The sequence below is a fragment of the Vibrio penaeicida genome (genome assembly GCF_002933855.1).
In the GTDB taxonomy this organism is placed as follows: Bacteria; Pseudomonadota; Gammaproteobacteria; order Enterobacterales; family Vibrionaceae; genus Vibrio; species Vibrio penaeicida_A.
In genome coordinates, this window is the sequence record NZ_BFAQ01000016.1 from 101,845 (window position 1) to 116,207 (window position 14,363).

General features: G+C 44.5%; 6 protein-coding genes. 2 read left to right on the forward strand and 4 right to left on the reverse strand.

Annotated elements, in window-relative coordinates:
- Window positions 1–8: 8 nt before the first annotated feature.
- The 4 genes from VPNCDNU1_RS09625 to VPNCDNU1_RS09640 all read right to left on the reverse strand — a co-directional run bounded on the left by VPNCDNU1_RS09625 (window position 9) and on the right by VPNCDNU1_RS09640 (window position 10,382).
- Window positions 9–4,205 (reverse strand): type I polyketide synthase, encoded by a 4,197-nt coding sequence (locus tag VPNCDNU1_RS09625; protein ID WP_104400139.1) that lies wholly within the window; start codon window positions 4,203–4,205, stop codon window positions 9–11.
- A 307-nt stretch (window positions 4,206–4,512) separates the two neighbouring features.
- The gene (locus tag VPNCDNU1_RS09630; protein WP_104400140.1) at window positions 4,513–6,243 is read right to left on the reverse strand and encodes an ABC transporter ATP-binding protein; all 1,731 of its coding nucleotides are present in this window, start codon (window positions 6,241–6,243) and stop codon (window positions 4,513–4,515) included.
- Complete coding sequence (locus tag VPNCDNU1_RS09635) at window positions 6,243–8,021, reverse strand: ABC transporter ATP-binding protein (protein ID WP_167404760.1); 1,779 nt, start codon at window positions 8,019–8,021, stop codon at window positions 6,243–6,245. The genes VPNCDNU1_RS09630 and VPNCDNU1_RS09635 overlap by 1 nt, the downstream gene beginning before the upstream one ends.
- A gap of 225 nt (window positions 8,022–8,246) precedes the next feature.
- The gene (locus VPNCDNU1_RS09640) at window positions 8,247–10,382 is read right to left on the reverse strand and encodes a TonB-dependent receptor (protein ID WP_104400142.1); all 2,136 of its coding nucleotides are present in this window, start codon (window positions 10,380–10,382) and stop codon (window positions 8,247–8,249) included.
- Between the two features lie 1,127 nt (window positions 10,383–11,509).
- On the opposite strand from VPNCDNU1_RS09640, the gene VPNCDNU1_RS09645 reads away from it, so the two are divergent.
- Together VPNCDNU1_RS09645 and VPNCDNU1_RS09650 are read left to right on the forward strand one after the other, a co-directional pair.
- Complete coding sequence (locus tag VPNCDNU1_RS09645) at window positions 11,510–12,448, forward strand: helix-turn-helix domain-containing protein (protein ID WP_167404761.1); 939 nt, start codon at window positions 11,510–11,512, stop codon at window positions 12,446–12,448.
- Window positions 12,449–12,479: 31 nt separating this feature from the next.
- Complete coding sequence (locus VPNCDNU1_RS09650; RefSeq protein ID WP_104400144.1) at window positions 12,480–14,363, forward strand: PfaD family polyunsaturated fatty acid/polyketide biosynthesis protein; 1,884 nt, start codon at window positions 12,480–12,482, stop codon at window positions 14,361–14,363.

The following is a 14,363-nucleotide window of genomic DNA, read 5'->3' on the forward strand; positions in this document are numbered from 1 at the left end:
ACTCAGGGTTACAGGCGTTTTTGCAAAGCGTTTCGCTTTTCGGATGACATCGTTTGCACTTTTATATAGGTCCGAGCAATGCGTTCCATGTTTGGATAGCTCGTCAGTAAATCTGCGAGTTCTTTTGGCGTTCTTGCGCTCATGAAGTCGGCCTGACCAATATCCGCCTTGGTGATCTTTCTCAGGCGAGACAGCAAGCGCACTGCGGTGATGGAATCTCCGCCCAATAAGATAAAATCATCTGCGGGGTCGACCTCGGTTTGGCCAAGGATCTCGGTAAACAACAGTTGAGAAAACTGCACCAGTACAGGTTGGTCGCTGGCTATTTTGATGCTTTCTTTTGAAGCGCTGGGTTCGGCATCCGCATTGGTTAAACGCTCAGTTGAACTATCAGACGCTTCTTGCAGCAGCAAATCTAATGAGTTTGGAGTCACAATGGCGTGTGAGATCCCTGAAGAAAGGACATCCCATAAACTGGACAAGCCTTTTTGAACAGAAATGGCTTTCTTGCGATTTGATGTGAAAAGATCGTCGTTGTCATTCAATCCTCCCACTTGATCCCAGAAGTCCCATGCAATTACGTGCATCGGTATCTGAGAGCGTTGCTGTGCCAACATTTCGCAGTACAAATTGGAGGCGATGTAATCTGAGCCACCGTATCCCGAAACTTCGGTGATGATAGAGCCGAAAATCGCCAAGAATTCTGGTTGATGTTTTTCAAATGCAGAGGCGAGTGCATCAGTACCTTGAACTTTCGCGTGGTGGTTCGGGCCCAAGTCGGTATCTGTTGTATCCGCAACCGTCTGCGACACATACCGACCCGCTAAGTTAAAGATACCGCCTACTTTATTGCCTTCTTGATCGAGCTGGCTGGCAAGTGCTGTCATGGCATTGACGTCATCGACATTGGCAGCGTGCAAACGTATCGTTGAGCCTGCAGCGATAATGCCTGCGAGATCGGCGTCTTGCTCAGGTGAATCGACCAGTTCTGCTGAAATGTTTCTGCTGACCAAAACAAGGTGGACACCAAGCGGAGCGATGGTACGTGCAAGGCTGCGCCCCAGAGCACCAAGCCCGCCAACGATGATGTAAGTTTTGCCCGCCGTGATTACGTCACCCGCGTCAGCGTTGGGTAGCGATAATGATGTGACTTGTCTGCGCCATAAAACCCCATCTCGTAAGCCGAGTGAATCGGCTTGTAGTCTCTCGTGGCGAGTGCTGGCAGAGATTGCTCTTATTAGCTCTTGTTCATTTGGCGCATCATTACAATCCAACCAAATGGCTTTAACCTTCGTGATTTCGAACGGCAAGCTACGAAGAATGCCGAGCGCTATTGATTGCTCTGCACATTGGGCTTCTTCTGAATGGATACTCGCCAGATTACGGGTAACCAAGGTGATGCTTTGGATGTTGTCGTTTGGCAGTAATTCTTGCGCAAGTTGGCGCAAGGTGTTTTCAGTATTTGGGTTCCAAGACAGCACCAAATGGCTTTTGCCAAGTGTGTTCAATTGACCCGATAGATTTTTGATATCAAGTGGTTTCTCGTCATCATCTATCCAAATAAGTGAGGTATCCCTCGCTTCATCACACTTGAATTCGTGAACTCGATACCACTGGGGAACGTGCGTCCAACAGTTTGATTCGGTGCTTGCTGGTCCTTTTGAAACCGGTAAACAGTGCTCGACTTTAGAGAATGGGTAGCCAGGAAGAGGCACCTTGTTCCATACCTCAGAGCCAGTATTAAAGAGCGTTTCTATTGGAGCGCCGTTTACCCAAAGTTGAGTAATCGCAGTGAGGCAATCATTGGTTTGTGATTGCGCTGTAAGCATTAATGGCAGAGCACCCGGAATATTACCGGGTCCAACCGCAAGGCGCTGCGCGTTTGGATAATCACGTTCGATAGCCTCAAGGTTATCCGCAAAAAGCACGGTGTGGCGAAGATGTTCTCGCCAGTATTGAGGCGTTGAAATCTTGGCTGGGTCGGCAAGATCGCCAGTCAAATTGCTGTATACAGGAATCGTCGGTTCGTTCAATGAGATGTGATTGAACAAGGATTCAAAGTCGCCAAGAATGGGCTCAAGAAGATGTGAATGAAAACCATGAGACACCGACAGGCGGCGGAAGCGCCATCCTTGCTGATGTGCTGTTTCCTCAAAATGTTCAAGAGCGGTTTCTGTTCCTGAGACAACCACCTGATTGGCTCCGTTGACTACTGCTAAGGAGAGATCGGGTGTGAGCTGTGCTTTGACATCTTCCTTTGAGGCATTGATTGCCAACATGCCAGCATTCGGCAGTGACGCGACTAACCGGCCGCGAGCGGCAACCAAAGTCAGTGCATCTTTCAATGAGAAAATGCCAGCGACGGTAGCCGCGACGTACTCTCCAATGCTGTGTCCAAGCAATGCAACTGGATTTAGTCCACCCTCAATCAGCCATTGTGCGCTGGCATATTCGACAGCAAACAGAGCGACTTGTGTATTTTCGGTTGAGGAAAGCGTATTCAGATCAGAATCAAAAATGAGGGGGCGAATGTCTTCATGCCCTTGGGAAATCAATAGTTCAGCCGCTTCATCCAGAGTGGCTTTGAAGGTAGGGGCGTTTTGATACAGGTTTAACCCCATCCCAACAAATTGCGTTCCCTGACCAGGAAAGACAAATACGGCTTCGCTGCTTTTTCCGGTTCTGTTTACCGTGATCTGGTTTTTTAGCTTATTTGCTGCTTCTTCTGAATCCGAAGCGATGATTGCACAGCGTTCTGAGAAAGCGGTACGCCCCCACAATAAGCTCTTCGAAACATCTGATAAATTGTACTCTGTCGATGCCAGCTTTTCTGCCAACTCGTTTCTCATCGTGTCTAATGCGACGTCTGTTTTGGCTGAAAGAGGGATGATTGTGGCGTCTTGGTTTTGCTGGTTTTCGGCTTTTTGAGCAGGGCTTCGCGCCAAAATTTGATGCACATTGGTGCCACCAAACCCGAAAGAGCTCAGTGCCGCGAAGTCGTGGGTTTCTCCTGATACCGCAGTCGGTGTGAGCGATAAATGTGTACCACTCATGCCTAATTCTGGGTTTTCCCCATATTCTTTCAACCGGAGTGTTGGCGGGATAACCTGACGTTCTAATACGCCAATCACTTTGGTTAAGCCAGCAAGTCCGGCGGCGGCATTTAAGTGCCCCACGTTCCCTTTAACAGAGCCAACATAGCAGTGGGTATTACGGTTGCCGTAGACGCGTCGTATTGATTCGGTCTCAATGGGGTCACCAAGTGGTGTGCCTGTGCCATGAGCTTCAATATAGGTAACGTCGTCAGAACTTATGCCACTTAAATCTAACGCTTCTTGAAGAGCATCGGATTGTCCTGACACACTTGGCGCTGTAAAAGCAGCGCGGGCTGCACCATCATTGTTAGCGGTGCTGCCAGCAATAGTGGCGTAGATATAGTCATTGTCGGTTAGTGCATCTTCCAAACGTTTTAGTACGAATACGGCTGCGCCATTGCCGCCGACAATTCCATTAGCGGATTGGCTGAAGGGCGACATGGTTGCATTAGGCGACATCACGCCGCCGGAGTCTGGGAAGTAGCCGTCTTCTAAGCTCACGGATATCGAGGCTGCACCAGCCAAGGCCATATTAACTTCGCCTTGTAAGAGAGCTTGAGTGACCTGGTGCACGCAAAGCAACCCGCTGGAACAGGCGCTTTGAGTCACAACGGCTGGACCGGTCAAGTTCAGCAAGTGGGCGACTCGAGTGGCGAGATAATCTTTGTCGTTGCCAATCATCATGGCGAACATCTCGGCGGCGCTGTCGCTGAAGTCTCGCATGCCGACGTGTCTTAATACGTAATCGTTAAAACCACACGCAGCGTATACCCCCGTGCGATCATCGGAAGAGCGATCACCATACCCTGCGTTTTCTAAAGCATGCCATGCGCATTCTAGAAAAACCCTATGCTGAGGATCCATCAGTGCCGCTTCGTTAGGAGAAAATCCAAAGAACTCAGCATCGAAAGCAAAACGTTCAGGCATAGAAAAACACGCTTTTAATACGTCATTCTCAGAGGTTTTTCTAACCAAGCCGTCGTTTGCCGATTCCAACATATTCCAGAAGACATCTACGTCTTTCGCTCCGGGGAAACGGGCGGATAACCCAATAATCGCTATTTGATCTAGGTTATCGGACAGATTGTCGTTGGGGACGGTGTTTGTCATATCGGTTCTGCTCCGAGTAAGGATAAGGATTTCTGTTAAGTAACGTTCGATTCTAATTCAGCTGTTTTATGTGGTGCTGCTCGTGAAGGGAGACTCTACTGCCTAAGCCGGAGAAATGAGTAAAGTTGGGGAGAGAACAGGAAAATAAGAAAAAGGCATGGAATAAACAGGCTGGAAATAGATAGGCTGAAAATAGATAGGTTAGCGCCAGCCGTGTAGCGTTATCGTCGCTTAGAAAAGTTTTCGCCTGATTCTGAAAACAGAATCAGGCGAAATATTTACCCTTGAGTTGAATACTTAAGCGCTTTTAGCTGATTAACCACGTGGCATTTTCTTGCTGTAAGGTCCACATCTGAGCGTAAATACCTTGATTCTGCATTAACTCTGAATGGGTCCCTTGCTCGTGGATGCCCGATTTGTCCAAAACAATAATATTGTCGACGGATTGAATCGTTTTTAGCTTATGTGCCACAACAATAACCGTTTTGTTTTGGCTGAGAGTATGTATGGCTTTCTGAATAGACAATTCGTTTTCAGGATCTAGAGACGCTGTTGCTTCGTCTAGTAACAAGATAGGTGCATTTTTAAGTAACGCACGAGCAATGGCGATACGCTGTTTTTCACCACCGCTGAGCCTTGCTCCCCCTTCGCCGACTCGACTAAAAATACCGTTGCTGAGACGGTCTATAAATTCCATACACTGTGCTTGCTCACACGCCTTAATCACCTCTGCATCTGTGGCGTCAGGTTTGCCAATTCGAACATTGTTGGCAATGGTGTCGTCGTACAAATAGACATCCTGAAATACCTCACTCATACACGTATAAAGCGTGTGTAGGTTGAGTTCTCTGATGTCGGTACCACCGATAGAGACTTTGCCTTGTTTCACATCGTAAAAGCGGGCAATCAGGCTAAGTATTGTCGACTTGCCTGTTCCACTGTAACCCACCAGAGCGGTAATCGAATTTTGTGGGAAATTCAGCTGGATGTTATTCAGAACATTGTCGTTTTGATAGCCAAACGTCACATTGTCAAACCTAACGTCGAAGGTGCTAGGAGGCGTGGAAATGGTGCCAGTGTCGATGGAATCAATGCTGAGTACTTGCTGAATACGCTTCAAAGATTCATTGAGGTAACGTAGGTGTAGAATATCAATCAGTAACGCCTTGAGTGGGCTAAATGCTAAATAGCCAATAACGAGGAAAACCAGCACTGTCAGGGAAGATAACCCCGATTCCGCGAAACGCTCCAGTGAGCCCCATACCATGGCGAGATAAGCGAGATCGCAGAAAACAAAAGATATCAGCACCATAGGAGCACTTAGCATTTCTGTTCGGTAACACGCTTTGCGGTATTCATTCAAGCTATTCTCCAGACTCTTGAAACGTAATCCGGTTAGGTTGAATGCTTTTAGGTGCTTCATTCCCATGTAAAATTCTAAGAATTTGCTCGCCATCTCTCCGCGTAGCTTTATTTGTTTATGACCCAGCCATCCCACTAGACGGTCCGAAGCAAAGACAAAAGGAAACAGTAGGAAGATACCCAGCAGCAGTATAGAAGCTAGGTAGAAATCGAGCCAAAACAGAAAGCCCATCAATATGATGGCTGAGAATACGCTGGTAACGACATTGGTGATGGCCTGAGAAAACAAAGATTCTACGACTCGGACATCCTGAGATATTACGGAAGAAAGAGTGCTGGGTTCATGCTTTACAAACACCCCCAAACTGATTCGGTATAAATGGGTGCCAATATCCATTCGCAACTTTTCTGACAACTTAAAGCTGAGACGATGGTTACTTAAATTGGCATACCACGACACAAACAGTTGAACCACGAAAGATGCCGCCATGACTGCAACCAATAGCCATACGGTGGAAGTGTCGGTGGAGGGGGCGAGTAACTCTCGAAGAATAGCGACTAGCAATACTACCGGAATAGACAGCAGTAATGCGTGGCAAAAGTGAAGGACGAGCGAAGAAGCAAAGTGCTTTTCGTGACCTTTAATTGCAAAAGTAATATTTTTTAGCAATTTCATTAGTTTTGTCCTCCACCGAGGCTGAACTCTCGAGCGCTTTGATGCGCTTCCCACATTGAAGCATACAGATTTGACGACTCTAACAATGAGGTATGAGTACCTGCAGCGGCAGTTTTACCCTGATCAAACACGACGATTTGAGCAGCGTTAACAATGGTTGAAAGACGATGCGCGATGACGATAACGGTCTTACCCGGAATGATCTGACTTAGCGCTTTTTGGATGGCAGATTCATTGAGCGCATCGGCAAACGCAGTGGCTTCATCTAGGATAAAAATTGGGGCGTCTTTTAAAATGATTCGAGCAAGTTGGATGCGCTGAGCCTGACCGCCACTAAGTCGTAATCCATCCTGACCGTACTGAGTATCATAGCCAGATGGAAGGCTTTGAATAAACTCGTGTGCTTGAGCTAACTTTGCCGCGCGCTCTATCTCTTCTCGTGAATGCCCTGCGCCCATATCAATGTTCGCCGCGATGGTATCAGCAAACAAGAAGTTGTCTTGAAATACAAACGATACGATATCCATAAGATCGTCGTATTGGATGTTCTGTATGTTGACGCCACCAATTTCAATTGCCCCTTGAGAAGCATCGTGAAAGCGGGCCAATAATTCAGCGCATGTACTTTTACCCGCACCACTAGGTCCAACTAAAGCTGTTACTTTTCCAGCAGGAATGGATAGGTTTATTCCTTTCAATGCGGAGTTCACTTCTTCATCCGAATCGCCTTTGTAGTCAAAATGCACATCTTTGTATGTGATGCTGTAGTCCTGAGGTACTTGGGTAGGTGCAAGAGCGTGGTGCATATCTTTCTGGTTGATAAGATTGCTAATCCGCTTAGTGCATTCAAGTGTGTCTGAAAGTGAGGATGCGAAACCCGAAAGACCCAAGACGGGTTTCAAGTAAGCCATCCCGACGATGAAGAATAATAATAGGACTGGCAGCTCAACGGAGTTTTCGAAGTACAACAACAAGCCAACTGTGACAATAGGCAATAAGCTGTTTGAAATGAAAGAGGTTAGAGCCGAGTACATGGGAGCGACGCGTCGGTAACTCACTGATGAAAAGAGAGTAAGATCTTCAACGGTATCTCGATAATTCGCAAATGACTTTGCCTCTTGCCCAAAGAGCTTCATGACGTTCAGTGCTCTTACGTATTCAACAATGACACTGTCCATCTTTTCAACTTTTTGGTGAAACTCACGAGTCATTTCAGCCGTACCTTTTGTCATTACGGCTAACATCATCCACAACAAAAACAGAACAAATGGTGCAAGACTTGCCAATGCTAATCGGTAATCCACCGTAAACATAAAGACCAAAACGACGATAGGTAAAACGATGGCTTTAACGAGGTCGGGGATATTGTGAGCGATAAACACTTCAAGCTTTTCAACGTCATCCACAAGAAGTTTTTTCAATGCACCCGACGTACGTTTTTGTAGGTTTCCAAGTGACATAGAACTCATTTTGTTGGCGATTAAAACGCGAAAGCGGAACAAAATTTCGTAAGCCGCCATATGAGCGGTGACTGCTGATAAGTAAAACGAGAAATAGGCAATGACCATTACCCATGCGGTAGAAGCGACCTGATTTCGCAGTTCATCCATAACTGGGCGTGTACTGCCAGTCATGGGTTTGATGATTTCCAGCATTAGTAAATATGGTGCAATGCTGAGAATGCCGTAGATTGCGGCTAATACTGCGGCAGCAATCAGTAAAAATCGTTTTTGTAAGACGACTTGCTTAAAATGATTCATACCTGTTTCACGTTCCATTTCTTTCCTACAAATATGTCGTGGTATTGATATGGGTTGGGATTCCATACACTTTCAAAATGCGCTTGCATAGACACCAACCCACACGAGTAATCGATTCATTTGGGTGCCAAAATCGCTTATCTCTCAGTCAAAATGTTGCGATTAGAGCAACTCAATTTTTAACATCGAGCTAAGCGATTTTTGCCCATACAAATGTGGAACAATTACTGGTCCGGATTGGTATCAGAAGCGGTATCTTGCGCCGATGCCCACTTCACGTGGTTTGCCGAATGTGATGATAGGACCGCCGTGAGGATAAACGGTGCCTGATGTTTTATAGCTGGTGTCAGCTAAGTTATTCACGTAGGCATACAATTCGCCTGCGTACATTTCATAACCGACTTTCAGGTTTACAACGCTATAGCCATCTTCTTTTAGCTTATTGACGGAATCGAAATACATATCACCGTAATTAACTAAATCAGCACGTCCATAAACACCGGACGAATGGTTATATTGACCGCCGATATTGAGTGAATAAGAAGGCGTTCTCTCAATACGATTACCGACTTCGATCGTCTGACCAAACATGTTGGTAAACTCACTGCCATATTCGGCTCTTGTTACACCTAGTGCCGCATTGAGCTGCCAACTTTCATTAATAATAAAATCAGCTTCCGCTTCCAGGCCGTAAGATTGTGCTTTTTCCACATTGAAGGTTCTAAAGCTATTGTCTATGACCGAGTATGAAAATGCGTGAATGTCTTTGATATCCATATAGAATACGGCTGCAGACATCAGTAGGCGCTCATCTAACAAAAGACCTTTTGTTCCTATTTCATAGCTCAATGATTGTTGCGGCTCGAACTTGTTTTTTTCCTCGTCGGTATTACTTGCCATCATGTTAAAGCCACCTGGCATATAGCCAGCGCTGATACTGGTGTAGGCAGACCAGTCTCTATTGAAGCGGTAATTAAGTGCGGCTTTAGGAAGAAACGCTGTCCAAGTTTCTTCAGAGTTCAGCTCAGAGAAAGGCTTTCCGAGAGTGACGTTGCCATTAACAACGGGCGTGAAATAGTAATCGAGATTGGTACTTTTCTTGATTTGCTGATAGCGGCTGCCTAAAAGTAGTTCGAGGCTGTCTGTTAACGGAATGGTTGCCTGACCGAAGATAGCTTGGGTTTGGCTGCTATTATTCGATAAATAGCTATGATCAAAACCGACGTATTGAGAGCCAATAGCGTCGTAATTTGTTTTCTCTTTTTCAAAGTACAGCCCTGTCACCCAACGTAATCCAGATTCAAGTTGGTTTGACCAACGTAATTCTTGGGAGGTGGATTCAAGAGTCAAGTTTTCAAAAGAAAAACCACCGTCTAGGCTAGCTGGAGTTCCACCGAATATCGTCGTATTGCCTATGCCGTAATCAATATCCGTGCGGTATGCAATCTTCGTTTTACGGTGGGTGGTGATAGATTCAATTTCGCCATAATCACTCTGATATTTTAAGTTGATCCCCTGCGAATTGGTGTCGGTTCTAAAATAGGAATCTTGATCGTAATTCGTATTTTCAAAATCTGAACGCTTGGCGTTGTTAAAACCATCTACCGTACCAGCGGTGCCGCCATCCAAGATGCCTTCACGGTCTTTTTCATTCACCAGTAAGAGTCTGGCACTGAAGTTTTCTGTTGGTGTTAGTAGTAGGTTCGCACCGAGTCGATGGTTCTTTTTATGGTTGGCTTTATCATCCAAATTGGCATTGGTGTTCTTCATCCAGCCATCGTTATTGGTGAGTTCGCCCCATAAGCCAACAGAAAATAAGTCGGGGCTAACAGCTCCCGCTGTACTGAATGCAAGTCGGTGTGAATTATAGCTTCCAATCTCCGCGTCGGCTTGGCTCTCCCAATCTTGCCCTGGTTGTTTTGTCACGACGTTGATAACGCCACCAATGCTGTCTTTTCCATACAAAGTACCTTGAGGGCCGCGCAACACTTCAATGCGTTCAATATTGACGAATGGGAAGTTGTACGCATAGCGGCTGCTAGTAGGAATACCGTCTACGTATATCACCACTGGGTTGTTGCGAGTAAACATGGAAGCGTTAATACCTCTAACATTCACTTCTGCGCCAGTGATCCCCTGCACGCTATGCATGTTTGGAATTTGTCGGATAAGCTCGCTGACATCTGTAATGCCTCGCTCTTCCAACATCACCTCGTCGATTACCGTAATGCTCTGCGCAACGTCATTAATATCTTCATTAAACTTATTGGCGGTAACAATGATCTTTTCTTGCGTTGGTGCTTCTTGAGCTTGGAGCTGCAAAGAGAGGACGCAAGCCGCAGTAAGTAACGGGACTCTATATATAGAATGAATCTGCATTTTTTATTTCCTTAAAAGATTAGCGACTAGCAGAGTAATTTAGATGAAAAGCTCTAATCCGATTGATATGTTGAATCTGGCTTATAAGCTGCTTAATAATGTCTTGAATCTGTCTTTCATTTTTCAAAGTTAATTCGAAGTCAGGCTCTAGCTTCCAATTGACTTTATTGTTCTTCGTTATTTAGCGCATGGTGCACCAGTAAAATCATTGTAAATAATACAATCATCCTTTAGCAGACCACTTTATGAGGTGAGCCTGTCTTATAAGGATATTTTGATTTAATTGGTTTTCTTATTTCTTGGGACGTAATCTGATATATCAAAAATTAAAATATATCGATGTTTTGCAGTGTCTTTATTGTTACGCGAATGTATATTTCTTTAATTCCTCATTAACATATTTTTAGTGATGATAAAGTTTCATTGTTAGATTAGGTTTCACATTAAACATTCTTTGTGTGTCGTTGATCGCAATACATCACGTGAAATCGGGAAACATAGTAATGGGAATGAGAATGACTATCAACTAAATTATAACCAATTATTATTAGTCATGATTCTTGTGTTGACATCAACTTTGGCTCCGTTTATAAATCTAAATGATTATCATTATACTGTCTGTTGGTTAAGCTAGAGAAATGGGTCATCGTCGTAACTTACGGTGTGGCTATGCGTTTTCCTCTAGTGGCTATCAGTATAGGATTGAAAATTTTGATGTATTCGAGCTAAAGGAATACCTCCAAGTTAAATAATATTTAGGACTCAAGATTTAAGCATCTCCGTTTGAAAGAATGGTAGAAATCAGTGTGATATCGATCCGATTTTTTTGAGTATTCGAATTTGCATATATTATTATTTAGAGAATGCAAATATAAGAAAATCATCTTGATTGAGTTTTTGTGATTTAGACTTTTTTCAAACTATTTATTTTAAATAACGTCAATATTATTTAGTCGATTGAATTTATTATTAAGGTAAGTTAAGAGGTCTGTAAGGACCAATATATATCCTCATCAGAGAATGCTGGGCGCTACTGTGACCATTTTTTGTGATCATGTGGGTGCCAACCTAAGGGTAAGTAAATGTTATTTAATACGTATTTTTGTGATTGGCGCAAAGGTGACGTCATGCCTGTTAGTATTGAAGAAAATAAATCGACGAAAAGGCAAAAAACAAGCTGCCTAAGAATAGATCAGCACATACTCATGATAAAAACGGAGGGTGCGCCAAATTATTTGGACTTTTTAGATATAGAACAAGGCGATAGAGTTATCCTTGTTTATGTTGCCTCTGAACGAAGTGAATCAAATAATTATACCCCTAAGCACCCGCTGAAAGTTTTTATTGATAAAAGTGAAAATAAAGAGATTGAACGACAACTTTCCTACATTGAAGACGATGATGTCGTCATAAGCCTTATCGTTGCCAAAGAGTATATTGAGCAATTAGTTTGTGTAAATTGCCTCAAAACTTTTTTTGGTGGGCTTGCTAGTTCAACTGAAAGTATCGCGTCATCAAGTTTTAACTTCCTTCCTCACGGTCATGTTTCGGCAATCCTTCACCAACTCGTAGAGACGAATTCCTATAATGAATTGCAGACCTTATTTGCACAGGCAAAAGTGTATGAGCTGCTTAGCCTAACACTCGACAATATCGGTGCAGATCTGAATACGTGCAGTCTGTCTAAGAGCGATATTGCTCGCTTACATCAGGCACGTGATTTACTGGAACAAAACCTAATCTCGCCTCCCTCTCTGATTGATTTGGCTCATGAAGTTGGAATCAATGATTTTAAGCTCAAAAAGGGGTTTCGAGAGTTATTCCAAATTACTCCTTACGCTTACCTACGCCATTACCGAATGACCGTCGCACAAAATATGCTCGCGCGTCATGACATGTCCGTTTCTGCTGTTGCCAATGCCGTTGGCTATAACAACCTAGGGCATTTTGCCAAAGCCTTTCGCAAACAGTTTGGTCTGAAGCCAAAAGATTTTAAGCAACAACAACGCATGTTGAAGTCGCCTAGTCGAGAGATGATTCAGATGAATTCTGCCTGTGAGAATTAAACATAATATGCAATTTTAAAGGATCTAATTAATGAAAATTACTGCCGAAACACTTGGTAATCCGGCATTCCAAGAATATTTTTCTACACAATATGCATATTATTGTGGCTCCATGTACAAAGGTATTGCCAGTAAAGAGATGGTCGTAGCACTGGCAAATTCTGGTTTTCTAGGTTTTCTGGGTACTGGGGGGATGCGCTTAGAGGAAATCGAGAGTTCTTTAAACTACATATCCAATTCTCTTTCTATGTTTGAACCCTACGGTGCAAATATCTTGCCCTCATATAACAACCCTGAGCTTGAAAATAAAACGATTGATTTATTGCTTCAGTACGATGTTCGTGTTGTTGAAGCTTCTTCCTACGTAGAGCTTTCTCCTGCACTCGTTCGATACGCGTTCAATGGGCTAAGACGCGGTACTGATGGTCGAGTAATACGTAAAAACAGGGTCATCGCTAAATTATCAAGATCCGAAGTGGCTCGAAGCTTTATTGAGCCTGTTCCTGAATCGGTACTTTCAAGCCTAGTCGAAACTAAGCTAATCAGCCGTGAAGAAGCTGAGTTAGCCGCAACGCTTCCTCTCGCTAGTGCAATATGCGTTGAATCTGACTCTGCTGGTCACACAGACAGCGGTATATCCTTTGCGCAATTCCCTGCGATTAAATCTTTGGCAACATCACTCACAAAAAGGAATGCCTCAGAAAAAATATTAGTTGGTTCCGCCGGAGGTCTTGGTTCACCAGATGCAATCGCGGGTGCCTTTGCCATGGGAGCGGACTTTGTTGTAACGGGCTCGATTAACCAATGCTCTGCTGAAGCAAATATCAGCTACGAAGTGAAGGACATCTTGCAAGCGCTCAGTGTTCAAGACACAACTTATGCCCCTTCTGGTGATCTTTTTGAAATGGGCGCTAAGGTACAAGTGGTTAAGAAAGGCAGCATGTTTGCACTACGAGCGAATAGGCTTTATGAGCTTTATACCCAATACGACAGTCTTGATGCCTTAACTCCTAGCATTATCGATGAGCTTGAAACGCAATATTTCGGCAAGTCGATCTCGGACATTTGGGAAGAGACGAGTAACCACTACCAAAAAGCAAATCCCGAGGTCCTAAAATCGGCTGCAAACAATCCAAAAACCAAAATGGCATTGGTATTTAAGTGGTACTTCGTGCACACAACGCGAGTTGCACTTGAGGGCAAAAAGAATGGTCGAGGGGATTACCAGATCCACTGTGGTCCTGCGATGGGCGCGTTCAATGAGATCGTCAAAGGCAGCTCTTTAGAAAGTTGGCAAAAGCGCGGTGTCGCTGAAATTGGGAAATTCTTAATGGAAGGCGCTGCATCCGTCCTTAGCGATCTCTATGCAGAGCAATCAAATAAAGCTTTCGAACAGACAAGAAAAAGTGCCACTCCAAAAAGCACAGCAAAAGTCGCTAAGACCGATGTTGAGGCGGCTATCAGCGAGCTTGAGGAAATCGTGGACGTTCAGCTGGATGCCTCTGACTGGGTGACGGTGACGCGGGAAATGATCAATCAATTTGCCGAAACCACATTGGACGAATATTGGCTTCATGTCGACCAAGAGCGTGCAAAGCAAGAGTCCCAATTCGGCGACACCATTGCTCATGGCTTGTTGGCACTTAGCCTCGTCAGCCATTTCCGCGAGCAGTGTTTTCCTGAATTCCCTAGTAACGCCACTGGCATGGTTTATGGCTTCGATAATGTCAGATTCATCAACCCCGTGCCGGTCAACAGCCGTGTTAGAGGGGTATTTACTCTGAAGGAAATCGTAAAGAACCCAGATAACTCACTGACCACAAAAGCCAAATTTTCTATCGAAATACATGGGAATCCAGTACCAGCATTAATCGGTGACCTACTTGGCTACATCACATTTTCTTCCGGAGAGTAA

Excerpts from the sequence above, each read along its gene's own strand:
- VPNCDNU1_RS09645 (WP_167404761.1), top strand. The coding sequence starts at position 11,510 with ATGCCTGTTAGTATTGAAGAAAATAAATCGACGAAAAGGCAAAAAACA.
- VPNCDNU1_RS09625 (WP_104400139.1), bottom strand. The coding sequence starts at position 4,205 with ATGACAAACACCGTCCCCAACGACAATCTGTCCGATAACCTAGATCAA.
- VPNCDNU1_RS09650 (WP_104400144.1), top strand. The coding sequence starts at position 12,480 with ATGAAAATTACTGCCGAAACACTTGGTAATCCGGCATTCCAAGAATAT.
- VPNCDNU1_RS09640 (WP_104400142.1), bottom strand. The coding sequence starts at position 10,382 with ATGCAGATTCATTCTATATATAGAGTCCCGTTACTTACTGCGGCTTGC.
- VPNCDNU1_RS09630 (WP_104400140.1), bottom strand. The coding sequence starts at position 6,243 with ATGAAATTGCTAAAAAATATTACTTTTGCAATTAAAGGTCACGAAAAG.
- VPNCDNU1_RS09635 (WP_167404760.1), bottom strand. The coding sequence starts at position 8,021 with ATGGAACGTGAAACAGGTATGAATCATTTTAAGCAAGTCGTCTTACAA.